Raw genomic sequence first — 22,138 nt, forward strand, 5'->3', positions numbered from 1 at the left:
TCAGCAGCGCCCGCCGTTCCCGTTCGGTCATACCTCCCCAGATGCCGAAGTTGATCCGGCCATCGAGCGCTTCGGCGAGACATTCCGTCCTGACCGGGCAGCCAAGACAGACCGCCTTGGCCCGGTTGTGTTCCGCCCCCCGGACGAACAAACCGTCCGGATCGGTGTCGCGGCACGACGCGTTGACCCGCCGCCTCGACTGCTTGGTCTCCATACCCCCAGCTCCCTACCCTGGTGTTCGACACACCACGGGAGTGTGTTCAGTTCGATCGAACCGGCGCCTCCCCGGCACCGGCCGCCCGCCCGGCGGAACGATCGGCTCAACAACGTTGAAGAAATGCTCGAGCAGGTCGCGGGCGGCTTGGCCATCTGCATCGGACCGGCGTCGATGGCCGAATATTACGCGCGACCAGACCTCGTCTGGCGGCCGATCACCGACATCGAGCCCCTGCGGATCGCGTTCGCCTTCCTCATCTCGAGCAGAAACCCCCTGGTCGCCGCATTCGCAACGGTGGTCCGGGAATTGACCGGCCACACCGCTGGGTAGCAGGATCACCGACCTCTCGGATCAGGCGTTGTCGTAATACGCGATGGCACCGTTCGGCGGGTGTGTGAAGAAGGGCGCCGCCGGGCCGATCTCGGGCGGTGCGTATTCGGCGTAGATCTCATCGGGTCAGCCGGCGAGCAGATCGGATTGACCTGCACGACGCAGTGGCGCAGAGACCCGCGCTGCCCTTCGGGCTCGACTGCGTGCAGTACGAGATCGACCTTTCAGACGAGAACGCCCAAGCACTGCGGGACGAACTCGAGCGTTACATCGAAGCCGGCACACGTACCGGCGGGCGCAAGCTTCGGGTGGCCGCCGGTCAGCCGACCACCGAGGGCGGCAATCGCGCGAAGATGACAGCCGACCGTGAGCGCGATCAGCAGGTGCGTGCGTGGGCAGCGTCGATCGGTCACGCCATCGCCGAACGCGGACGCATCCCGAACAAGATCTTCGAGGCATTCGACAACGCCGAGGCCGTCAACGGTCAGACCGACGTCAGTGAACCGGAATCGTCGAAAGAAGCTTCCGCGAAGCCGGTGCGCAAGCGGGCTCCACGAAGAAGGAAGGCCGATAGCTGACAGCTCACCGTCAACGTCCGCTCCGCTGGATGGGCGGTGACCAGCTCACTCATCTGTCCCATTCAGGTCACCGGGCTCGCAACTCGGCCCGTCAACCACTTCGAAGCCTGATCAGACTTGGGCGAACATGTTCGCGAGGACACGCGTCGACCGATCGTGCCGACGGATTGGCATGGCTCCTTGATGCGATGGCTGGGACCGCACCGACCAGGAAGGCTGGTGCGGTCCCAGCTCTTTGCACCATTAGCGCGTTGCGTTCGCGCTGTGAGGCACGCGCCCGGTGGACCGTTTTCGGGACGGGTATCGGAATCTATCCCCGTACGGACCGGGCGACGACGTCTCGCACCGTTAACTGGCGATGAGGCAGTACACAGAAGCCGGCTCCGGTACCGGCAGGGCCGGTTGCAGCGCACGCATCGTCGCCGTCACGCTGGTTGTTCACCAGCGTGAAACCCTTCTCAGACAACGGGTTATCCAAGTTCTGCCAGTTCTCGGCATTGAACCGCACCATGGGACCGCCGGTGGCGACGCCGAGCTGGATACATGCCCAGCCTTCAGGGCATACCGGCGCGGCATTCGCCGGAGCTGTGAGCAGTAACGTGCCACCCACCGCGGCCGCGCCTGCCAGCGTAAATAGCTTCCTCACATCATCCTCCTCTGCTCCCGCCAGGCTCAGGCGGGCGCCTCAACAATCGGATCTTGAAACTGCCGGCTCTCCGAGCGAGCAATGAGCTCACTTTTTCTTTCCAGAGCCGCCCGACTCACATCGCTAGACAGCCACAATCGGGCTCATTTTCGTGGCTACCGGGTTGCCTGCACATACGACACCTCTCCCGATGCCGTGATCCCCGTGAGGAAGTCACTCCGCGACGTGTCGCACTTCGTTCCCAGCTGGACCCAGATACCGCCACTGGGACAGATGGTATGAATGTAGTCCAGTTCAACGTATACCTTACTCCACCCTCCACAGTTACGGAAGGCTGCGTTCACGGCCATGTCCCTGCACACACGAATCGAAGCGAAGACGCCGATCCGATCTTCGCAAGCAACGGTTTGCGGTTCGACGTCTGATCGAGAGATCTCAGAATAGGCCAATGACGACTGGGCAGACAAGAAAGAACAGCACCGCGAGAGCAGCAGTCAGCTTGAACAGAAAGAGCAGAGTTTATTTTTCTTCACGAAGTTCCCTAGGACGTCTCGTTCACGACAGAGCTTCCGCGTACGGGAAGTGCCGCGGAAACGCATGCATATACCAAGTGTACGCCCCTCGACTTCATCCCGGCTTCAGTTAGGAGACCCCCACGCGAACAGTCCAGTCGATTCTCTATGACGCGTCCAGCACCCCCGAACCTGTCCCCGGAAACCGATGCCGCCGAGTTCACCGAAGATAGCGGGCACGTTGTCCGCGCCGGTTCGCGGGCCACCGCGCCGAGCCGAGCCGCCCGGCCAATTCGAGCCCTTCACGATGAAGGCGCTCGGCTGTCGCGATGTCCTTGTTGTGCTCGGCGAGGACGGCGCGAGGGTAAATGGTGAGGAGTTCGCCGCCGCGGTCCTCCAGCGCACGAAAGCCGGCGAACGCCTCCTCCGCGGCCGTGGCGGCGGTTTTCCCGTTGTCCCGCAGGATCGCCTGATGGGCGATCAGACTCGCGGAGACGGCGATTTCCCAGTCATGACCGAGCGATCGGAAGCCCGTAGAAGATTGTTCCGCCAGTTCTTCGCTGACATCGAGGTGTCCCACGTGCAGCAGGACGTATCCCAGGAACCATTGCGCCATCGCGAGTCCGAGTGGGTCGTCAGCACCGTCGAAGCTCTCGATCGCGCTTCGGACATGGCTGACCGGCTTGGATTCGACACCGAGCAGGATCGAGATCCCGATCTCCCAGCTTCCCGCCCGCGCGCGCAGTTCCGGCGATACGTCACCTGGGATGGCGAGAGCCCGGCCTGCCCAGCGAGCCGCCTGCCGCACGCTGCCGCGCAGCTGGAGATACCAGGCTAGGGCGTTCACCAGCCGTAACGCGGTTTCCGTGGCCCCTGCTCGGCCGCGTTGTCCAGCGCGCGCTGGAATTGTCGCGTTCGGCGTCGGGCCACAGATCACGAACGAGGCGTTCCACAGGCACCGGTGCGCCTTCATGCACCAGCAACACCGCCAGCAGTGACCGCAGATCAGCAGACGGCAAGGTCACCGGTTCCCCGTCTTCCTGCTATACGATCAGTGGTCCCAACACGCCGAACTACACTAGCCCACAGTACTGCGAAGCGCCTCTGAGCATTGGAAAGCGCACAGAAAGCATCCGGACAGCGAGCGGGGGCAGAGTTCGGGCCAGCCGATCACACGACGAGAGAAGACGTACGAATGGACAAGAAGAACGGGCTGTTCGGAAAGCTGCTACCACTGGCGATCGCCATGTTCGCGGTCGGCACCGACGGCTTTGTCATCGCTGGGCTGCTTCCCCGGATCGCCGACGATCTCGAGGTCGGCATCGCCGCGGCCGGCCAGCTGGTCACCGCCTTCGCGCTGGCGTTCGCCGTCTCCGCGCCGATTCTGGGAGCGATCACCAGCGGGCTGGACAGACGCCGCCTTCCGCAGTCTGTACCTGCTGGTGTGGGTACCACTGCTTCTCCCCGAAGCCCAAAGGATCGAAGCATAAGACACACCGGTAGCACTATTCACAGCCTGAACATACTCGAGATGTGGCCCGTACACCTGCCTATATCCTAGAAAGCCCGGCAGTACGGTCACCGGGATTCGGCGACCGTTCGACTTTGGGCAGTGCCGTACCTGGCCGGACAATCACTACCGACCAACGATAAGGAATGCATAATCGATCGGCCAGAAAAGGCATCGTTGAGCAGCCTGGCGGATCCCCGAACCGGTGCTGCGCCCTCGCCGCTCCGCATGCAGCGAAACGACACGCCTCCGTCACGCCAACGGCTCACTGACAAAGCACCGGATCGGGATTGAGGGTGTGATCGCCTAATGCTGGAGGCTGCGGCGACCGCCACGGACGCGGTCCCGGCGACCGAGCCGGCCGAGTCCTCCGAGCACCTTTCACGTCCGCAGTCGGTCGCTTGAAGACCGGAGGCCCGTCTTGGATGCCAAGATATCGGTCGCCCCGGCATCGTAGTATCGCCGAAGTCCGTCGGTGACCGTCTTATCATCACCGATGATCGCCAGATCTGCCGGGTGATCGACTCCCTCCGCAGCCAAGACCTTCTGGTACGAAAGAATCCGAGAGTAAAAAGCCAGCTGCTCCACGGCGATAGTCCGTAAGGCTTCCGGCTCGTCGGTGACAATGACCGGAACCGCGGCCAGCACCTTGGGCGCTGGTCGACCGGCGGCCTCAGCCGCCTTGGTGAGCACCGGGACGATCTGCTCGGAGAATATTCGCGGACCGGCCAAGAACGGCAATGTCCCATCCGCCAGCTCGCCGGTTACCCTCAACGCCTGTGGTCCCATCGCCGCGACCATGATCGGCACACTCTCACCACCGGCCACAGAGGACACAGCAGGTAGGTGCGCTCAAGGGTCTCGCCCACGTAGGCGACGGCTTCACCGGCGAACACCTGGCGCAAGATAGTCAGGTACTCGCGCAAATGTCGGATCGGCGGCGAGTACTCAACGCCGCATACCGGCTCGTGAAAGTCCTTCGAGCCAAGCCCTAAACCGAGGCTGAATCGGCCGCCGGTTGCCGCCTGCGCTGTCTGCGCTGTCTGCGCTGTCTGCGCTGTCTGCGCTGTCTGCGCTGGCTGCGCTGTCTGCGCGAGGCTCGCCACCGGGAGCGGATGCCTGCTGCATCCCCCTTTTCCCGGGCCCCGGCGGAATGCCGATGCGCCCGGACCACGCTGGAGTCGATACTCACGACCCATTCGACACAGCTACCCGAGGACCGCGGTCAGGTCCAGGTCGGCGAGGCGTTCGCGGTCGGAGAGGATGTCAATGGCGGTGATGCGGCCGCCGGTGACGATGAAGTCGATGACCGAGAACGGGTTGCCATCAAGGGTGTTGACCAGCCCGGCGTGGCCGTTGACGATCGCGGAGTGAGTGGCGCAGGCGGTGGCCATGCGCCGGAAGGTTTCGGCCTGACCGGCTACGGCGGTAGCGCCCCGGATCACGCGCATCGCCTCGCCCACATCAGCGCGCAACACCACGTCGGGGTCGAGCAGGCGGAGCAGGTCGTCGAAATCGCCGCCGCGGGCGGCGGTGAGGAAGGCGTCCACGACGCGGCGTTGCCGAGGTAGGTCCGGGCCGGGGGGCACGGTGGCGGCCTGGACTCGTCGCCGCGCTTGGCTGGCAAGTTTCTTCGCGGTCTGCGGGGTACGGTCCACGATCGGGGCGATCTCGTCATAGGGCATGGCGAACATGTCGTGCAGGACGAAGGCGAGCCGTTCGGCCGGGCTCAGTGAGTCCAGCACCACCAACAGCGCCAAGCCGACCGAGTCGGCAAGCAGTGCCTCGTGTTCGGGGTCGGGTGTGGTCTCGCTGACGATCACTGGATCGGGCAGGTGGGCGGCTTCGAGGGGTTCCTCGTGGCGGGTTTTGCGCGTGCGCAGCATATCCAGGCAGACGCGTCCGACGACGGTGGTCAGCCAGCCGCCGATATTGCCGACATCGGTGGTGTCGGTGCGGGCCAGCCGCAGCCACGACTCCTGAACCGCGTCGTCGGCTTCGGTGAGTGACCCGAGGATCCGGTAGGCGACCGCCCGCAGGTGGGTGCGGTGGGCCTCGAACCAGTCGGCCAGCAACTGCTCATCGTGCACGGAGTCCTCCTCGATGTGTCTTGTACCGATGACGAATCGGAGCGGACAAACGTGACTGTATCCGTTGTGCGTACCCGTATCGCATGGCCGCCGCGGTACCCGAAACTGGAATCAGTGCTCCTGCCAGCGGCTTTCGTTTATGCGGTCACGTTCTGCTCGTGGCATACGTCAGTGCCGCAGAAGCCGATCCGAAAGGAGGCATCACCATGAACGCGATCGAAGTACACGGCACCGTCGCCGACGGATACGAGCGGGTGCGTGCAGAATTCGCCGCCGTCGTCGCCGAAGAGAACGGGGAGTCCGGTGCGCAAGTGGCCGCGTACGTCCGCGGCCGTCAGGTAGTGGACTTGTGGGCGGGTCCGGAGGTTACCGACACCACGCTGACCGGCCTGCACTCGACGAGCAAGGGCGCCGCCGGGCTGGTGATGGCGCTGCTCATCCAGGACGGCGCGCTCGACATCGACCGACCGGTCGCCCACTATTGGCCCCGCTTCGCCGCGGCGGGCAAGGACCAGATCACCGTGCGCGACGTGCTCGTGCACCGATCCGGAATCGTCGGCGCCGATGGCGGTTTCACCGTCGCTGAACTGGCCGACGAACAGGTCATCGCCGAACGCCTGGTCGCGCAGCGGCCCTGGTTCACGCCGGGCACCGTGCACGGCTACGGCGGGTTCGTCATGTACGCGATCCTCGGCGAGGTGGTCCGCGCGGTCGCCGGTAGCACCGTGCAGGAGTTGTTCGAGGAGCGCGTGCGCGCTCCCTACGGCTTGGATGTCTACCTGGGCCTGCCTGAGGAACTCGATCACCGGTACCTGCCGATCACACCGTGGCGGGCCACGCCGGAGATGGAAGCGGCGTTCGCCGCCAACTCTCCGAGCCCGTACGGCGTAGCCGGGATTTCCTACAACCTCAATGCGCGGGGATTCACTCCCGCCGACGTCATGGCGCTGCCCAACGACGCGAAGCTGCGCCGCCTGGGGCAGGGCTCGGCCGGCGGTGTCGGCAGTGCGGGTGGTCTGGCACGGATGTACGCGGCGGCTGTCACCGGCGTCGACGGACGGCCTGCGCTGCTGTCACTGGACACCATGGCCACCATTTCCACGATCCACTCCGTCGGCGCGGACCTTGTGCGCGGCACGCAGGCGCCGTACGCACTGGGTTTCGAAGCCAAGAGCCTGCTGTATCCGTTCCTCGGTGCCCACGCGTTCGGGCACACCGGCTCGGCGGGCTCGGACGGATTCGCCGACCCGCACAGCGGCCTGACCTACGGCTACACCCGCCGTCGCGCCGCCTTCGGGTTCAACGCCCCCGAAAACGCACGACTGGCCGCCGCCGTACACCGCGCCGCGACCGACACCACGCTCACCACGGCCGCCTGACCCGCTACCTACCGACCAACTCATCAGGAGCAACACACTATGTCCACCCGCACCACGTCGATGATCTCCCGCGGCCTGAAACTCGCTCGCTGGGTTCCTGTGACCGCCGTGCTGGCCGAAACCGCCGTCGGAGCCTACTGGGATCTGGCTCGGATCTCGTATGTCCGCGATTCCTTCGACCGCCTCGGCTACCCGATGTACTTCGCGACCATCCTGGGCGTGGCCAAGACCGCCGCGCTCGCCGCGATCCTGACGCCCGGCCACCCTCGCACCAAGGAGTGGGCCTACGCCGGACTGGTTTTCGTCTACGGCGGTGCCGCCGCCTCGCACGTGGCCGTCGGCGACGGCCCCGACAAGTGGGCCATGCCGCTGTCCTTCGCCGCCGCCACCTTCGCCGCGCGGGCCTGGCTGCCCCAGGGCAGCTCCGCCACTGCCTCGCTGCGCGCACTCGGCGCCGCGGGACGCCGGTCCCGGCCCGCCTGACCAGACCGACCCCTGACGGATTCACCTCTACAGAGAAGGAAAACGATGAACGCGAACCTCACAATCCAGCAGCGCAGCGGCTCCCGTCTGCCCAACCCCCAGCAGCTCGTCCCCGAGCTCGGCGAGGTCGGTGCCGCATTATTCAAAGCCACCGGAAACGGCTCGGTCCCGCGGACGACGATCGGGCTGATTCAGCTGCGTGCCGGCCAGCTCGTCGGCAGCACCTACCTGGCCATCCTGCACGCGGGCAACCTGCGCGCCACCGGGGAATCCGAGGAGCGGATCGTGTCGGTGGCGACCTGGCGTGATGCCCCCTATTTCACAGACGCCGAACGCGTCGCGCTCGCCCTGGTCGAAGCCGTCCTGCGGCCCGCATCGCACGGTGAACGGGTGCCCGAGAAGCTCTACGCACTGGCCACCGAACACTACGACAACAAAGCCCTGGCCACGGTGGCGATGGCCATCGGCCAGGTGAACTTCTTCGTTCCGCTCGCCCTCATCGGGCAGCCGCTGCCCGGCCGGTCTCCAGCCGAACAGTGGACCCCCGTGGAGGACTGACCGTCGGACGATCGGTGCTGGGGTGGGACGACCTGCGCCACCCTGGCACCGACCCGGCGCGAGCCATCCTGCGCGCTACGACACCGACGTCGACGATTCGGTTCTTCACCGCAGCGGCGCCCGCGACGGTCCCGGTCTTCTTTAGCTCTGGAGCGTAAGCTGGTCCAGCTGCAGAGCACGCCATCGCCATGTCATGAGTCACCGCGCTCGTCCGGCACGACATGCGCGGGCTTTTTCAGTGGTGCGCTGAGCGGCGACGACCGACGAGCCGACGTAGCGGGCGCTTGTGTCAGCGTGTATTTACGCTGGGTGCGTCTGCCGCTCCCGAACCGGAACTCGCCCTGCGCCGCGACCGGAGCCCACCAGGGTGCGGCCACCGGCGAGGGCCAACAGGAGCCTACTTTCGGCACACTGGAGCAAACGGAGACGAAACGGAGCCCAATCGCGGTGAACGACGAGGTGGACGTGCCGCAGAAGAATCAACATACGTGGCTGTCAAACTCGTCGCGTGCCGAACCACCGGAACGAGAGCGGCTGGGAACGATCCGCGCCCCGAGTTGCCCGACGTCATCGCCGAGCGGGACGGCATCACTTGGGCATCCGTGCTCGTGACCGCCCCGGCGTTGGATCGATACCTGGAGCAAGTGGCGGCGATCCACGTGAACCGCGGGTACCCTGTTCGGCCGTTGGCGCTTGGTCGGCGATTCGGACACGAAGGCCTGGTTCCGCTCTCGCCGCCAAACAGAGGCGCACGAACTTCTTCGTGTCCTCTCTGACAGCAAGGTGCTCCGAGAGGAACTCAGCGAACTTCAGATCCCGAGTCCGTTTCGTCACGAGGTTGGCAGTTTTCAGCGACAGCAAGCCGGATCACGCTGCCTGGACGGCGTCTTGGCCGACGTGATCCTCATCGGCGGCGCATACGAGCGATACCGCGGACCGTCGAGCGACGCGATGGCACTCTCCGGTGCCGCCACCGAGGTGTTGACCCAGAACCGCTTTGAGGACTTTGTCTGGACACCAGCCTCGAAGTGTGGACTCCTTGGTTCGAGGACGTGGCGTGGGATCACACCTATGTCCTGACCGACATCGCCAACGCGGAGATCACCGTTCTCTGCATCACCGACAAAGACTGACAACACCCGCGAAGCGGCACGAGAGGACGTTCGGTGGTACTTGGTCGGCGGGCACCGGGCTCGCTGGGATCGGCCAGTTGCCCGATCCCGGCAAGTCCTCGAAACCTCATTCCGTGTGTGGTCTGCACCGAGGTCGCGGCACCTGCGAGTAGGGTCCCCGGTTAGAGGTCGACGATGAGCTTCAGGACGAGCTCTGAAGCGTTGTGCATGAAGTTGTGTGTGGTATCCCAGGTATGCACAGTGAACTCTTCGTCGGCGCGTGCTTTCGCCGTCATCGCCGCGAGCGGGGATTCGCCGGGCCAGCCTGTCGCTTCGACATAGTGCTTGACGGGTACGTCGCGCCATGCCCCCGTGAGTTTTGCGGCTTGCATCAGGGTGGCCAGCGGGTGCGGGCGTGCACGCTTGTCGAAAAACGGCAAGGGATCAACGAAAGCTCCGGTACGGGCCGACCCGTCGACGTACCAGGCATGCTCCTCGTCGTTGGTCATCGACCAGCTGGAGTCCCCGTTTTCAGGGATCAGGGCGTCCAGATAGACCAGTGCTCGGATTCGGTCGCATTCGGCGTCCGCGACACCGCTGATGATGCTTCCGCCGTAGCTATGGCCGACGAGGACGGCATCGCGCTTGCCGTCCACCTCTGGGGGAACTGCGCGTAGTGCCTGGATGGCCTGGTGCACGTGGTGGTCCAGGGTGATCACCTGTTGTGGCGGGTTCACGTCCGGATCCAGGCCCATGGGAGTGAGCGCGACGACGGTGTGCCCGGCCTCCTTGAGAGCGGGGACTACGGGGTCGTACCACCAGCCGCCGTGCCAGGCGCCGGGTACAAGCAGATAAGTGGTCACGGGTGGATTTCCTTCCGGCATGTGAGTGCATAGCCAGGGCTGGTAGGGCGAAGCCGGATATGAAGACCGTGAATCAGCCGGTGGGGCGTGACTCGATTGCCTGTAGCGACCAGCTGTTGCCGTCCGGATCGCGGAAGTAGACGAAGCTACCCCACGGCTGCACGTCCACCTCGCTCGCGGCGACACCGGCGTCGAGCAACTGCTTGCGCGCCACCTCCGCATGGGCGACCACGACCTGGATCTCCTGCGTGCCAGGCGTCTTGTCCGTGATGCCTTCGCCGATCACGATGGAGCAGGCCGAGCCGGGCGGTGTCAGCTGGACGAACCGCAGGCCTTCAAACACTTTGTGGTCGTGGTCTGCGTTGAAGCCGACCTTCTCGTAAAATGCCTTGGCCCGGTCGACGTCGGTCACCGGAACGGGGATGAGTTCGATCTTCCAGTCCATCGGCCTACCGTAGGACGTGGGTACGACATTCCGCGCTTCGTTCCGTACGGTCTTCCGAGAAGCGCGAGCGGCGGCAGGGCCAACGCGGGTCACTGCCCGTTGGCCGTTCGAACGTGAAAGCCGCACTAGGCACACCGCCCTCCGGGGCCCCGGCCGGACCACCGATCACCTCCTCGGCCAAGCCGTAGGCCATCGCCTCGGGCCCGGCGAACCAGCGGCCCCCGTCGAAGTCGATGGTGATCAGCTCCACCGACTGCCCGGTGTACTCGGCGGTCTAGGCTCGGTCTGTGCGTCACGAGCACCCTGTAATCGGCATGAGCGGATAAAAACAGCAGATACCAGAGCGAGATGTTGAGCGGTCAGTCTTTGAAAGTGTCGCCGACGCGCTGGTGTGGGCGTCCTTTGTCAGAAGGCCGTGGCTCGGAGGTAGGTCAGGACGGCGAGCACCCGCCGGTTGGTGTCCTCGGTCGGTGGCAGGTCGAGCTTGGCCAGGATGTTGCCTACGTGCTTGCCAACGGCTGCTTCGGTGATGACCAGCCTGGCCGCGATCGCGGCGTTCGAGTAGCCCTCGGCGACCAGGGCCAGCACCTCGTGCTCACGGGCCGAGAGCCGGGCCAGGGGGTCACGCCGACGGACCAGTAGCTGGCGGACCACTTGTGGGTCGACTACCGTGCCGCCCGCCATTACTCGGCGCAGTGTCGCGACGAAGTCCTCCACATCGACGATCCGGTCCTTGAGCAGGTACCCGACCCGCGCGCCGTCGCCGGAGTCCAACAGTTCAGCGGCGTAGCTGCGCTCCACGTACTGGCTCAGGGCGACGACAGCCAGTCCCGGCTCGGCCCGGCGCAGCGCCACGGCGGCCCGCAGGCCCTCATCGGTGAACGACGGCGGCATCCGGATGTCCGTGATCACGAGGTCGGGTCGAGTTCGCTCGACTGCCACCACCAGCGCGTCCGCGTCGCTGACCTGCGCGAGCACCTCGAATCCGAACCGTTCCAACAGCCCGGCCAACCCGGCCCGCAGCAGCACGCCGTCCTCCGCGAGCACGACTCGAATCACTGGCACGGCAACTCCACGCGCACTACGGTCGGGCCACCCAGCGGGCTGGACAGCAACATCCGCCCGCCTACCACGGCCGCACGGTCCGCCAGTCCGGTCAACCCGGTACCGCGTGCCGGGTCGGCGCCGCCGACGCCGTTGTCACTGACCTCCAGAACGAGTGTCCCGGCCTGATGGGAAGCGGAGACGCCGGCAGCGGTCGCGTCACCGTGTTTGGCCACGTTGGTCAACGCCTCCGCCACGACGAAGTACCCGATCGACTCGACCGGGGCGGGCAGGCGGTCGGGCACGTCGGTGCGCACGCTCACCGGAATGGGCGCACGGTCGGCCAATTCTCCCAAGGCCGCCGGGATGCCGCGGTCGGTGAGGACCCTGGGATGGATGCCGCGGACCAGCTCCCGCAGCTCGGTCATCAGCTCCTTGGCCTCGTCGTGCGCGGCCGTGACTTCCGCGTACGCGGGTGAATCGGGTGGGAGGTCCATTTTGGCCAATCCCAGCCGGAGGGTGAGGCCGACGAGTCGCTGTTGCGCGCCGTCGTGCAGGTCACGTTCGACGCGGCGGCGTTCTGTCTCGAACAGATCCACCAGCCGGGCTCTTGATCGTGCGACCTCGACCAGCTCGGCGCGAAGCGGTCCGCTGTCGTCGCGGAGGAGGGCACGGGCCACCGCGCCGTTCGCCGACGCCAGCAGGGCCACCGGGTACGGCGACAGCAGGAGGGCTACGCCGGCGGCCACGGCGTAAGGGATCGCCGCTTCCTGTGTGGTGACGGTGGTGAACCCGAGCGTCACTTGCGAAGTGCCGTCCACCAGGTACGGCGACACGATCAGCAAGACAAGGAACAGCAGCAGACCACAGGTGGCGGCCGACAGCAGCGCACCGACGGTGACCAGCAGGACCAGGTACGCGACAGCTCGCCAGGTCGCGGACTCGGCGTACTTGACGGGTCCGCGCGGCGGCTCCCCCAGCGGTCGGCCGTCCACCAGCCGCAGTCGGCGTCGCTCCAGCCGGGCCATCGGAGCCGCCACCCACGGCAACGCCGCGGTGAGCAGCAATCCGCCGACGAGCACGAGCAGCAGCGCCATCGTCCACGGCATCGGCGCCGGACGGCCCACCGCCACCAGCACCCACGGCGCCGCGGGTATCGCCAAAGGCATCAGCGCGACGAACGCGATCGCCGGCGTACCGAGCATGTGGGCGTACGCGCGCCACGGCCAGGCGCTGAAAAGGAAACGCCTGGTGGCAAGCGCTTCGCGCACCGTTCGCGGTTCCGCCTTGATCACCCGGCCAACCGTAATCCATTCGGCGGAGCGCGTCCCGCCCCTTCGCCATAGTCCGGAGGTAGGCCTAGCACTACCTCCGAGTGACCCCTTGCTGTCAGTGACCGCGCCCGTATCCCGGTGATCTTGTTGGCACATGATGGTTCTCAAGACTCGTGTGAGCGGGTTGGCGGTGTTCCTCGGCCTCGCGTTCGGCCTGGCGTGGCTGGGCATGATCGGCGCGTGGGCGCTCGGCTTCTCACTGGTGAACCCGTTGGTGCAGCTGCCGTTCGCGTTCGCGCCGGCGCTGGCCGCCTTCGTCGTGCGGCGGTGGGTGACCGGTGAGGGATTCGCGGACGCGGGCCTGCGGCTGCGGCTGCGCGAGGCGTGGCCGCAGTACCTCGTGGCATGGCTGGGGCCGGCCGCTCTCGTCGCGGCCACCGCCGCCGTGGCCGTGCTGTTCGGTGCGCGCCTGTCCCCGCTGGACGGCCAGGTGGCCGGTCTGCCCGGCTGGGCGCTGATAGCGGTGCTGCTGCTCGTGGTTCCGCTGCTCGCACCGATCTACTGGGGTGAGGAGTTCGGGTGGACCAGCTATCTCCGGCAGCGGGTGTACCAAGGCCGCCCAGTGGCGGCGACGTGCGCGACCGGTCTGATCTGGGCGGTGTGGCACTACCCGCTCGCGTTCGTCGGATACATCGAGTTCGAGAACGTCGCGGTGGGCCTCGCGGTGTGGACGCTGTCGTTCCTGTGCCAGGAGGTTCTGCTGAGCTGGCTGCGGGTGCGCGGCGGCAGTGTGTGGACGGCGAGCCTCGCCCACGCCGGGAACAACATGGTGCTGGGTCTGCTGGCCGGTTTCCTGCTGGCGGATGTGAACGTCACGGCCGTCACGGTGTTCACGACGATTCCGATGGCGGTGCTCGCCGCCTGGGTGCTGGCCACCGGGAGGTTGCGACCGTGAACAGTCACGCGGTAGAGCTACAGCAGGTCAGCCGACTGTACGGATCCTGAGCGAATGGCGTCGCGGCGTTGGACAACGTGAACCTCGCCCCGCCTGGCGGGAACCTGGACCGCGATCATGGGACCGTCCGGCTCCGGCAAGTCCACCCTGCTGCACTGCGCCGCCGGACTGGACAAGGTCACCAGCGGTCGCGTGCTGCTGGCCGGCCAGGACATCACCACCGCACCAGACAACGTGCTTACCCTCATGCGTCGCCGCGTGATCGGCTTCGTGTTCCAGAGCTTCAACCTGAACGGTTCGCTCACCGCCGAACAGAATGTGGCCTTCCCGCTGAAGATGGCCGGTGTGCGGGTGTCCAAGGGCGAGGTGCGCCAGGCGCTGGCCGACGTCGGGCTCGGTGACCGGGCCCAAGCCACGGGAACTGTCCGGCGGTCAGCAGCCCGCTCGATCGCGGTCTCCCGGTCCATGCCCAGTTTCTCCAGCAGTTCCGGCGTGACGACATGGTTCTCACCTCGACCGCACGCTGACGAAACTCAGGCGGGTGTGGTGCAGACACCAGAACATCCTCCCTGGTGACCGACGGTCACCTCAGGTGAGTGCCCGGACAACCGGGGGAAGCTCTTCTGTTTCCGGGGTGTGGGCGCGATCGAGGCCCTGTTGGAATTGCTGGAGCGGGCGCAGTGGCTCGGCCCACAGCATGGAGGCGACCTCAGGGAGTTCCTGCGGAGCGTCATAGTCCGAGTGACTGAAATCGGTCCGTCGTTGTCGGCCGCAGCCACCGGCCCGCGACGACTTGACCGCCGTGGTCGGCGACCGAACCGACCACACGTGCTCGACGACCTCGTACAGACATGCCTTCACCAGCGCGTTTGACCTCAACTTAGGTTGAGCTGATGGGCTGCTCGCCGTCGACCTCAGGACAAGAAAGCGAACAGCTATGGCGAACAGCACGGACAGAACGACCACAAATCCCTCTCCGCATCCGGCTTCGGTGGATCGACCGTCTCCGTTGACACTTCCGGTGGTCCTGGTCGGCGTCGTCCTGGTGGCGATGTCCATCTCGGGGACCGCGGTGGCGCTGCCGAGCATCGGCCGTGATCTTGATACCTCCGGCTCCCCGTTGAACTGGGTCGTGGCCGGTTACAACCTGGCCTTCGCGGCCATGACGCTCATCACGGGATCGGCGGCCGACCGGATCGGCAGGCGACGGGTGTTCGTCGTCTCGGCGCTGGTCTTCGCGGCCGGGTTTCTCGGGACGGCGCTGAGCCCGGCGATCGTCGTCACCGACGTCGCCCGCGTCGTCTCCGGTGTCGGCGGTGCCGGGATCATGGCGGCCGGCGGTGCCATCCTCGCCTCCAGCTACGAAGGGGCGGCCCGCAATCGCGCCTTTGCCCTGATGGGCACCATGGCCGGGGTCGGCATCGCCATCGGCCCCACCCTGTCGGGCCTGCTGATCAGTGCTACCGGCTGGAGGGGGAGCTTTGCGGTCTTCACGGTCATCGGCTTGCTGGTCGCCTTGGGCGGGACCCGTGCCCGCGAGTCCCGCGCGACCGACACCGGCCGGGCGGATTGGGTTGGCAGTGTCCTGTTCGTCGCCGCGCTGGCATTGCTGATGTTCGCGCTCCTGGAGGCGCCGTCGCTCGGCTGGTCCCACCCGGTCATCCTGCTCACCGGGATCGCAGGCCTGGTCGTGCTGGTTGTCTTCGGCGTCGTGCAGCGGCGCAGCGCCGCTCCGGTACTGGCACCCGAACTGGTCGCCAATCGCGGTTTCCTCGGCTGGAGCCTGGCGACCCTGACCACGTCCGTCGGGTTCCTTGGCGTCCTGGTCTTCCTGCCCACCTACTTGCAGGCAGCGGCCGGGCTCTCCCCTGCCGTCTCGGGGGTGACGATGCTGTTGCTGACGGCCCCGGTGCTGATCATGCCCATGGTCGCGGTGGCGCTGGTGAACAAGGGCGTACCGGCCCGGCTGCTGATCATGATCGCCCTGGTGCTGGTCGTGGCCGGGAATCTGTGGCTGGTGACGTTGAACGCCGAGGACGCGGTCGCGGTCGTCGCGGCGCCGCTGGTGATGATCGGGGTGGGCATGGGTGTGTCCTTCGGCATCACCGACGGCCAGGCCATGGCTCTCGTCCCGGCCGACGCCGTCGGCATGGCGGCCGGCTTCCTCAACACCCTGCGGGGAGCGGCCGAGGCTCTCGTGATCGCCGCTTACAGTGCCTCCATCGTCGGCCTCCTCACGGCGAGGCTCGACGACCCGGCCCGCGCCGCCAAGGTCGGCGCCGGACGCCTCACCGAGGGAGCCGAGGCGGTGGAACTGGACGCCTTCACCTGGTCATGGCAGCTGACCCAGCTCGGTGTCGGCCTGCTCTGCCTGGTCCTGTCGATCGTCGTGGCCGTCCTGATCCACCGCCGCGCCGCGACGTCCCGTCGCCGCACCTGACCACCGGCGTCCCGAACGAGCGAGGAGCGGACAAGTGCGCGCCAGTCCCGAGGACCATCTCACGATCGGTGAGGTCATCCACCGGACCGGCGTGCCCGCCTCCGCCTTGCACTTCTACGAACGCAAGGGCCTGATCTTCAGCGAACGCACCGGCAACAATCAGCGGATCTTCTCGCGGCACATGCTCCGCCGGATTTCCTTGATCCTGGTGGCGAAGCGCCTCCGCATTCCGCTGACGGACGTCGCCGAGGTCTTCGTCGGCCTCCCCGCCGATCGCGCCCCCACCCACCAGGACTGGCAGCGGGTCTCCCGGCGCTGGAAGCGACAACTGGAGGAACGCCGCCGCGCCCTCGAGTCCCTCGAACACGAACTCACCGGTTGCATCGGCTGCGGCTGCCTGTCGATGAAGGCGTGCCTGCTCCTCAACCCCGACGACGCCCTCCAGGGCCGTGGCCCCGGACCGGTGCGGCTCCAGCAGCCCAGCGCCCCCTTTACCAGCGACCTCGCGGCCCATCCGCACGATGAGCACAAGAACTGACGTATGAAGCCAGCGACAGCACGGACGACAGACCGTCATTGACGGGGCGAAAGTGAGCCCCCTGGTGACCGATATCTCTCACATTCGGTGACCGAATCACGCGACGGGAATCCAGCTGCCGTGCAACCCCAGTGGGACGCGTGCGGGCAGGTGGACCCTGGCGAGGGGTTCGCCCGCGAAGTCTTGGGCGGCCAGGATCACCAGGTCCGCCGCGCCCCGATCGGGGTTGTGGACGTAGGCCAAGTTGTAGCCGTCGTCCTCCGCTCTCGTCCGGCCCGCGGGGACGAACACGGTCTCGCCCGCGCTCGCGTCACGGCCGAACTCGTGTGTTTCGGTGGCACCGGTCAGGAGGTCGTGTTTGAGGAGAGCGCTGCTGAAGCCCTCGTCAGGGCGGTCCGGCTCGGTGGTGCTCGGTGTGGCATAGAGTTCGGCCGCCGCCGAATAGCCGAAGCGGTAGGGCTTGCCGCTGAAACGGCCGTTCAGGCGCGGGAAGTCCTGCGGGCGGTCGTGCAGCAGCGTTCGCGTGACCCGGCCGAGCGTGAGGTCGGCGGTCCAGCGTTCGAGCACGGGCTTCGAGGCACCGATGTCGGCGAAGTCCAGCGGCCGGGGATGCACGACCACATCCACCACCATTTTGCCGTTCTCCTCGAAGGCGTTCAGGGTGTGGCCGACCATGACCGGTGCGGTTTCCAGCCAGCGCACCGTCCCGCCCGCTCTCGGCAGCAGACCCAGCCGTGAGGGCAGGTCCCGGTTCCAGTGGAACGGCACCCCGGTCGCCAGGCGCTCGGGGTCGAAGACCATCGGGGATTCGTAGAGCACCACGTAGTGCTCGGTGAGCGCGAAGTCGTGCATGTACGGCAGGGTCGGCGCCGGGATGTCGGTGACGCTCCGGTTCTCCCCGTCGGGCCCGATCACGATGTGCTGCACGAAATCCGCACCGTAACGAAAGGCCAGTGAGTGCAGTTCGCCGGTCGCGTGGTCGTACTTGCTGTGCGCGTTGGCCGAGAAGCCCTGTGCCGTGGCACCGAGGGGGGCGGGTCCGACGGTGTCGAGTTCACCGGTCAGCTCGTACGGGGCCAAACCCCCTTCGATCAGCGCGTAGAGACGGCCACCGTGGCCCGCGACCTGGACGTTCGGCGCGAAGTCCATCCGCTCGTCGGCGACCTGCCCGCGGCGCGGTTCTCCGAGCCGGTCGGCCACGGAAGCCGACCGGACCCAGCGGTTGCGGTACCACTCGGCGCGGCCGTCGCGCAGGCGCACGCCGTGGACCATGCCTTCCCCGAGGGTCCAAATGTGCGCCGCCGCGTCTTCTAGACCAAGCGGGTTCGGGCCGATGCGCAGGTAGCGGCCATCGAGGTCGTCCGGGATTTTCCCGGTGACGGGCAGGTCGAAGGCGGTGATCTCTTCGGCGACCGGGGCGAAGTTGCCAAGGATGTAGCGGTTGGGGTTCATCGTCTTCCCTTGTGCGAGGCCAGCTTGTTCCGGCACCGCCGACCATACAAGCGTCTTGTACACTTGTATAAGACGAACGTATAAGACGCTTGTCACAGTCTCCCACTAGGATCGGGGCATGGGACAACGAGAGGACCTCCTCGACGGAGCCAAGCGCTGCCTGGTCGAACGCGGCTACGCGCACACCACCGCGCGCGACATCACCGCCGCCTCAGGTGCGAACCTCGGCTCCATCGGGTACCACTTCGGCTCCAAAGAGGCCCTCATGAACGAGGCCATGATCGAACTCTCGGCCGAGGCGGTCGAGCGGCTGCGTGAACCGGCCGGAACGTCGCTGACCGCCATCTGGCAAGGCCTCATCGGCTCCTTCACCGAGCAGCGCGACACGTGGACCGCCGTCCTCGAAAGCGCCACCCAGGCCGTCCGCTTCCCGGACCTCCGCGAACGACTAGCCGACGCGCAGGACGAAGCCCGGAAGGTCCTCGGCGAACGCCTGTCGCGCACCGACGCCGACGCGGCCGGCGCCGTTCAGTTCGCCCTCATCGCCGGCGTGATGATGCAGCACCTCGTCGCTCCCGAGCGGGCTCCCAGCGCCGAAACGGTCATTCGCGGCCTGAAGGCCCTCGCCGGTGACCCCTCGCCGGAGTGACCCGCTCCCACGCCGGGTTCCGATCCCCGCTCGTGTCCAGCCGCGATCGCTACGTCGTTGTCCCGGTGGTCACCCACGTACATCGTCTCGCCTGGCCCGTCGGGCACCATCTCTGCGACGCGGGCGAAGGACTCGGACGAAGGCTTGGCGACACCCCACTCGCCCGAGGTCGCGACCTGGTCCACGGCAGACCCAGCGCACGCAATTAGCTCGGCCGCGGGCGGTCTGGTTCCCGGCTACCCCCACCCACAAGCCGGGCTCCCGCATCCGCGCCAAGCCGGGCCGGACGTCGGGATAGCGTCGCCGTGCTCGATACCAGGTCGCGATCCGGTAGCTGCTGCGGTAACCGGACAACACAGGCAGCCGATGCAGCTCAAGATTCAGGTCCCGCAACGGCCCATCGGGCAACTCCGGTTGGCGCCAGACCCCCACGGCGTCTTCCCTGACGTGGCCCAGTTCACAATATGCTGGCAGCCACTATAAACCGCTGTAAAACCCCGCCTCGGAGAGAGGGCTTCACCCCAGCCGCCCCACCTCGAAAATTCGGTCAAAACCTCTTTAATCCGGCGTCAGCCTATGTAAAGCAGCAGCACGATGCGATCTGACCTGCGTAAACGTTGGGCAGTCCCAGCCGATTCGGCAGGGCTTCCCATCACCCAGTACGCCGGAGGAACGCTGTCACGTGGAGTTGGCTACTGGCCGGCCCTGTCGTCGCCACCGGGATCACCGCGATCGCGCGCTGCGTCCTGGCCAAGATCCGCGCTGAAAGTCAGCGACGCGAACTTGAGATCGCCCTGCACGACGCCACCCGCGCCGAACGCGTCGCGATCCTCCGGGCGCTCCGCAGTCAGGCCGGGCCGCCCGCCGTCCGTCGTCGAACGACTCCTAGTTAGTCCACTGTGAACTCGAACGCGAGGGCTCACCGCTCCTTGGCCGACGACCTGACCGTGTGCGGTGCGGCCGGGCGGGAGACCTCCGGCCCCCGCCCGGCGCACCGCACACGGTGCCGGCTCCGCATCCGTCACTGTTAAAGGGTGCGAGGCTTGTACGAAGGGCGCCGCGCTTCGTACTCCGCGATGCTGGATTCGTGTTCCAAGGTCAGGCTGATGTCGTCCAGCCCCTCCAGCAGACGCCACCGGGCGTTGTCGTCAAGCTCGAAATCAGCCGTGATTCCCTCGGCACGAACCTGGCGGCCGAAGAGGTCCACGGTGACCTCGGCCGCGGGGTCGGCCTCGGTCAGCTCCCAGAGCCGGTCCACGGTCTCTTGTGGCAGCACCACGGTCAGCAGGCCGTTCTTGAGGGAGTTGCCGCGGAAGATGTCGGCGAAGCGGGAGGAGATGACGGCCTTGAAGCCGTAGTTCTGCAGTGCCCAGACGGCGTGCTCGCGCGAGGAGCCGGTCCCGAAGTCCGGCCCGGCCACCAGCACGGTGGCGCCCTGGCGGGCGGGCTGGTTGAGCACGAACTGCGGGTCCTTGCGCCAGGCATCGAAGAGCCCGTCCTCGAAGCCGTCCCGGGTGACCTTCTTCAGCCAGTGGGCAGGGATGATCTGGTCGGTGTCGATGTTGCTGCGGCGCAGCGGGACGACCCGGCCGGTGTGGGTGGTGAATGCTTCCATGAGGTTCAGACTCCGGTGGTGAGGGGCCGTTCGGACAGGTCAGCGGGCGAGGCCAGGTGTCCGAGGACCGCGGTAGTGGCTGCCACCTGCGGAGAGACCAGGTGGGTGCGACCGCCCTTGCCCTGCCTGCCCTCGAAGTTGCGGTTGGACGTGGACGCGGCCCGCTCGCCGGGGGCCAGCTGGTCGGGGTTCATGCCCAGGCACATGGAGCAACCCGCGTGGCGCCACTCGGCTCCGGCGGCGACGAACACCTTGTCCAGCCCCTCCTCGACGGCCTGGAGCGCGACGCGCACCGACCCTGGCACGACCAGCATCCGTAGCCCGTCGGCCACCGAGCGGCCCTGGAGCACGGCGGCCGCGGCGCGCAAGTCCTCGATCCGCCCGTTGGTGCAGGAGCCGAGGAAGACGGTGTCCACCGCGATCTCCCGCAGTGGCTGACCCGCCCTCAGGCCCATGTACTCCAGCGCCTTCTCGGCCGCCAGCCGCTCGCTGGGGTCGGCGAAGTCCGCCGGGTCGGGGACGGAGCCCGACAGCGGAGCACCTTGTCCTGGGTTGGTACCCCACGTGACGAAGGGAGAGAGTGCGGAGGCGTCGATGACGACCTCGCGGTCGAAAGTGGCTTCGTCGGTGCGCAGGGCACGCCAGTCGGCGACGGCGGCGTCCCAGGCGGTGCCCTTGGGCGCGTGCGGGCGGTCCTTGAGATAGGCGAAGGTGGTTTCATCGGGGGCGATCATGCCGGCCCGGGCACCCGCCTCGATCGACATGTTGCACACGGTCATCCGGGCCTCCATCGAGAGTTTCTCGATGGCCGGGCCGCGGTATTCGATGACGTGGCCTTGGCCGCCGCTGGTGCCGATCTCGGTGATCACGGCCAGGATCAGGTCCTTGGCCGTGACACCGGGGGGCAGCTCGCCCTCGACCGTGACGGCCATGGTCCGAAACGGCGCCATCGGCAGCGTCTGGCTGGCCAGCACGTGTTCGACCTGGCTGGTGCCGATGCCAAAGGCGAGGGCGCCGAATGCGCCGTGGGTGGAGGTGTGGCTGTCACCGCAGACGATGGTCATTCCAGGCTGGGTCAAGCCCAGCTGCGGCCCCACCACGTGGACGACGCCCTGCTCGACGTCGCCCAGCGGGTGCAGGCGGACCCCGAACTCCGCGCAGTTCTTCCGCAGCGTCTCCAGCATTGCGCGGGAGACCGGGTCGGCGATCGGCTTGTCGATGTCGATCGTGGGGGTGTTGTGGTCTTCGGTCGCGATGGTGAGATCGGTGCGCCGCACACGCCGTCCGGCCTTGCCGAGCCCATCGAACGCCTGCGGGCAGGTCACCTCGTGCAGCAGGTGCAGATCGATGTAGAGCAGATCCGGTTCGCCCTCGGCGCGCCGGACGACATGGTCGTCCCAGACCTTCTCCGCCATTGTCTTGGCCATGGACTTCCCTTCGAGCGAATG

General features: G+C 66.8%; 24 protein-coding genes. 11 read left to right on the forward strand and 13 right to left on the reverse strand.

Annotated elements, in window-relative coordinates; all coding sequences use genetic code 11:
- Positions 1-214, reverse strand: a 214-nt coding sequence (locus ACM6LU_RS38685) for a WhiB family transcriptional regulator (protein WP_414942834.1), incomplete at its 3' end; no start/stop codon positions are given.
- A 42-nt stretch (positions 215-256) separates the two neighbouring features.
- On the opposite strand from ACM6LU_RS38685, the gene ACM6LU_RS38690 reads away from it, so the two are divergent.
- Positions 257-547 carry a LysR substrate-binding domain-containing protein gene (locus ACM6LU_RS38690; RefSeq protein WP_414942835.1) on the forward strand — a complete coding sequence of 97 codons (291 nt, stop codon included), beginning with the start codon at positions 257-259 and terminating at the stop codon, positions 545-547.
- A 203-nt stretch (positions 548-750) separates the two neighbouring features.
- On the forward strand, positions 751-1,125 hold the full coding sequence (locus tag ACM6LU_RS38695; protein WP_414942836.1) for a histone-like nucleoid-structuring protein Lsr2: 375 nt from the start codon (positions 751-753) through the stop codon (positions 1,123-1,125).
- Positions 1,126-1,435: 310 nt separating this feature from the next.
- Here ACM6LU_RS38695 and ACM6LU_RS38700 read toward each other — a convergent pair whose 3' ends face one another.
- Together ACM6LU_RS38700 and ACM6LU_RS38705 are read right to left on the reverse strand one after the other, a co-directional pair.
- Positions 1,436-1,771, reverse strand: coding sequence for a hypothetical protein (locus ACM6LU_RS38700; protein WP_414942837.1), 336 nt, complete (start codon positions 1,769-1,771; stop codon positions 1,436-1,438).
- Between the two features lie 732 nt (positions 1,772-2,503).
- Positions 2,504-3,130: a hypothetical protein gene (locus ACM6LU_RS38705; RefSeq protein WP_414942838.1), complete on the reverse strand. Its 627-nt coding sequence runs from the start codon at positions 3,128-3,130 to the stop codon at positions 2,504-2,506.
- A gap of 348 nt (positions 3,131-3,478) precedes the next feature.
- Here ACM6LU_RS38705 and ACM6LU_RS38710 point away from each other — a divergent pair, with 348 nt between their 5' ends.
- Positions 3,479-3,844, forward strand: a complete 366-nt coding sequence (locus tag ACM6LU_RS38710) for a hypothetical protein (RefSeq protein ID WP_414942839.1) — start codon at positions 3,479-3,481, stop codon at positions 3,842-3,844.
- 330 nt (positions 3,845-4,174) lie between these two features.
- On the opposite strand, the gene ACM6LU_RS38715 is transcribed toward ACM6LU_RS38710, so the two are convergent.
- The 3 genes from ACM6LU_RS38715 to ACM6LU_RS38725 are packed head-to-tail and all read right to left on the reverse strand — an operon-like array spanning position 4,175 to position 5,883.
- Positions 4,175-4,594 (reverse strand): LLM class flavin-dependent oxidoreductase, encoded by a 420-nt coding sequence (locus ACM6LU_RS38715; protein WP_414942840.1) that lies wholly within the window; start codon positions 4,592-4,594, stop codon positions 4,175-4,177.
- Positions 4,564-4,992 (reverse strand): LLM class flavin-dependent oxidoreductase, encoded by a 429-nt coding sequence (locus ACM6LU_RS38720; protein ID WP_414942841.1) that lies wholly within the window; start codon positions 4,990-4,992, stop codon positions 4,564-4,566. Before ACM6LU_RS38720 ends, ACM6LU_RS38715 begins: the two co-directional genes overlap by 31 nt.
- 9 nt (positions 4,993-5,001) lie before the next feature.
- The gene (locus ACM6LU_RS38725) at positions 5,002-5,883 is read right to left on the reverse strand and encodes a sigma-70 family RNA polymerase sigma factor (RefSeq protein ID WP_414942842.1); all 882 of its coding nucleotides are present in this window, start codon (positions 5,881-5,883) and stop codon (positions 5,002-5,004) included.
- A 206-nt stretch (positions 5,884-6,089) separates the two neighbouring features.
- On the opposite strand from ACM6LU_RS38725, the gene ACM6LU_RS38730 reads away from it, so the two are divergent.
- The 3 genes from ACM6LU_RS38730 to ACM6LU_RS38740 are packed head-to-tail and all read left to right on the forward strand — an operon-like array spanning position 6,090 to position 8,303.
- Complete coding sequence (locus ACM6LU_RS38730) at positions 6,090-7,262, forward strand: serine hydrolase domain-containing protein (protein ID WP_414942843.1); 1,173 nt, start codon at positions 6,090-6,092, stop codon at positions 7,260-7,262.
- A 39-nt stretch (positions 7,263-7,301) separates the two neighbouring features.
- Positions 7,302-7,745, forward strand: a complete 444-nt coding sequence (locus tag ACM6LU_RS38735; RefSeq protein WP_414942844.1) for a DoxX family protein — start codon at positions 7,302-7,304, stop codon at positions 7,743-7,745.
- A gap of 45 nt (positions 7,746-7,790) precedes the next feature.
- Positions 7,791-8,303, forward strand: a complete 513-nt coding sequence (locus tag ACM6LU_RS38740; RefSeq protein ID WP_414942845.1) for a carboxymuconolactone decarboxylase family protein — start codon at positions 7,791-7,793, stop codon at positions 8,301-8,303.
- Between the two features lie 1,294 nt (positions 8,304-9,597).
- Here ACM6LU_RS38740 and ACM6LU_RS38745 read toward each other — a convergent pair.
- The 4 genes from ACM6LU_RS38745 to ACM6LU_RS38760 form a co-directional block, all read right to left on the reverse strand.
- Positions 9,598-10,278, reverse strand: a complete 681-nt coding sequence (locus ACM6LU_RS38745) for an alpha/beta fold hydrolase (RefSeq protein WP_414942846.1) — start codon at positions 10,276-10,278, stop codon at positions 9,598-9,600.
- Between the two features lie 73 nt (positions 10,279-10,351).
- The gene (locus ACM6LU_RS38750) at positions 10,352-10,723 is read right to left on the reverse strand and encodes a VOC family protein (RefSeq protein ID WP_414942847.1); all 372 of its coding nucleotides are present in this window, start codon (positions 10,721-10,723) and stop codon (positions 10,352-10,354) included.
- A 405-nt stretch (positions 10,724-11,128) separates the two neighbouring features.
- The gene (locus ACM6LU_RS38755) at positions 11,129-11,779 is read right to left on the reverse strand and encodes a response regulator (RefSeq protein WP_414942859.1); all 651 of its coding nucleotides are present in this window, start codon (positions 11,777-11,779) and stop codon (positions 11,129-11,131) included.
- A complete protein-coding gene (locus ACM6LU_RS38760) occupies positions 11,779-13,062 on the reverse strand; it encodes a histidine kinase (RefSeq protein ID WP_414942848.1) in 1,284 nt (427 codons plus the stop codon). Before ACM6LU_RS38760 ends, ACM6LU_RS38755 begins: the two co-directional genes overlap by 1 nt.
- A 154-nt stretch (positions 13,063-13,216) precedes the next feature.
- Between ACM6LU_RS38760 and ACM6LU_RS38765 the strand changes: the two genes are divergently transcribed.
- The 4 genes from ACM6LU_RS38765 to soxR all read left to right on the forward strand — a co-directional run bounded on the left by ACM6LU_RS38765 (position 13,217) and on the right by soxR (position 16,974).
- On the forward strand, positions 13,217-13,996 hold the full coding sequence (locus ACM6LU_RS38765) for a CPBP family intramembrane glutamic endopeptidase (RefSeq protein ID WP_414942849.1): 780 nt from the start codon (positions 13,217-13,219) through the stop codon (positions 13,994-13,996).
- Between the two features lie 117 nt (positions 13,997-14,113).
- Positions 14,114-14,572, forward strand: a complete 459-nt coding sequence (locus ACM6LU_RS38770; RefSeq protein ID WP_414942850.1) for an ATP-binding cassette domain-containing protein — start codon at positions 14,114-14,116, stop codon at positions 14,570-14,572.
- Positions 14,573-15,005: 433 nt separating this feature from the next.
- The gene (locus tag ACM6LU_RS38775) at positions 15,006-16,436 is read left to right on the forward strand and encodes an MFS transporter (protein WP_414942851.1); all 1,431 of its coding nucleotides are present in this window, start codon (positions 15,006-15,008) and stop codon (positions 16,434-16,436) included.
- Between the two features lie 34 nt (positions 16,437-16,470).
- Positions 16,471-16,974 (forward strand): redox-sensitive transcriptional activator SoxR, encoded by a 504-nt coding sequence (gene soxR / locus ACM6LU_RS38780; RefSeq protein ID WP_414942852.1) that lies wholly within the window; start codon positions 16,471-16,473, stop codon positions 16,972-16,974.
- A 96-nt stretch (positions 16,975-17,070) separates the two neighbouring features.
- Here the strand turns inward: soxR and ACM6LU_RS38785 are convergent, their stop codons facing one another.
- Positions 17,071-18,426: a carotenoid oxygenase family protein gene (locus ACM6LU_RS38785; protein ID WP_414942853.1), complete on the reverse strand. Its 1,356-nt coding sequence runs from the start codon at positions 18,424-18,426 to the stop codon at positions 17,071-17,073.
- A gap of 118 nt (positions 18,427-18,544) precedes the next feature.
- Between ACM6LU_RS38785 and ACM6LU_RS38790 the strand changes: the two genes are divergently transcribed.
- Positions 18,545-19,075, forward strand: a complete 531-nt coding sequence (locus tag ACM6LU_RS38790; protein WP_414942854.1) for a TetR/AcrR family transcriptional regulator — start codon at positions 18,545-18,547, stop codon at positions 19,073-19,075.
- 1,027 nt (positions 19,076-20,102) lie between these two features.
- Here ACM6LU_RS38790 and leuD read toward each other — a convergent pair.
- Both leuD and leuC read right to left on the reverse strand, forming a co-directional pair.
- Positions 20,103-20,690, reverse strand: coding sequence for a 3-isopropylmalate dehydratase small subunit (gene leuD / locus ACM6LU_RS38795; protein ID WP_414942855.1), 588 nt, complete (start codon positions 20,688-20,690; stop codon positions 20,103-20,105).
- Between the two features lie 5 nt (positions 20,691-20,695).
- A complete protein-coding gene (gene leuC / locus ACM6LU_RS38800; RefSeq protein ID WP_414942856.1) occupies positions 20,696-22,117 on the reverse strand; it encodes a 3-isopropylmalate dehydratase large subunit in 1,422 nt (473 codons plus the stop codon).
- Positions 22,118-22,138 lie beyond the last annotated feature (21 nt).

The organism is Amycolatopsis sp. cmx-11-51 (assembly GCF_047608665.1).
GTDB lineage: Bacteria > Actinomycetota > Actinomycetes > Mycobacteriales > Pseudonocardiaceae > Amycolatopsis.

Bases quoted from the DNA above. Each gene is read 5' to 3' on its own strand.
- ACM6LU_RS38710 (WP_414942839.1), top strand. From the start codon at position 3,479: ATGGACAAGAAGAACGGGCTGTTCGGAAAGCTGCTACCACTGGCGATC.
- ACM6LU_RS38715 (WP_414942840.1), bottom strand. From the start codon at position 4,594: ATGGTCGCGGCGATGGGACCACAGGCGTTGAGGGTAACCGGCGAGCTG.
- ACM6LU_RS38720 (WP_414942841.1), bottom strand. From the start codon at position 4,992: ATGGGTCGTGAGTATCGACTCCAGCGTGGTCCGGGCGCATCGGCATTC.
- ACM6LU_RS38730 (WP_414942843.1), top strand. From the start codon at position 6,090: ATGAACGCGATCGAAGTACACGGCACCGTCGCCGACGGATACGAGCGG.
- ACM6LU_RS38735 (WP_414942844.1), top strand. From the start codon at position 7,302: ATGTCCACCCGCACCACGTCGATGATCTCCCGCGGCCTGAAACTCGCT.
- ACM6LU_RS38740 (WP_414942845.1), top strand. From the start codon at position 7,791: ATGAACGCGAACCTCACAATCCAGCAGCGCAGCGGCTCCCGTCTGCCC.
- ACM6LU_RS38750 (WP_414942847.1), bottom strand. From the start codon at position 10,723: ATGGACTGGAAGATCGAACTCATCCCCGTTCCGGTGACCGACGTCGAC.
- ACM6LU_RS38770 (WP_414942850.1), top strand. From the start codon at position 14,114: ATGGGACCGTCCGGCTCCGGCAAGTCCACCCTGCTGCACTGCGCCGCC.
- ACM6LU_RS38785 (WP_414942853.1), bottom strand. From the start codon at position 18,426: ATGAACCCCAACCGCTACATCCTTGGCAACTTCGCCCCGGTCGCCGAA.
- ACM6LU_RS38790 (WP_414942854.1), top strand. From the start codon at position 18,545: ATGGGACAACGAGAGGACCTCCTCGACGGAGCCAAGCGCTGCCTGGTC.
- leuD (WP_414942855.1), bottom strand. From the start codon at position 20,690: ATGGAAGCATTCACCACCCACACCGGCCGGGTCGTCCCGCTGCGCCGC.
- leuC (WP_414942856.1), bottom strand. From the start codon at position 22,117: ATGGCCAAGACAATGGCGGAGAAGGTCTGGGACGACCATGTCGTCCGG.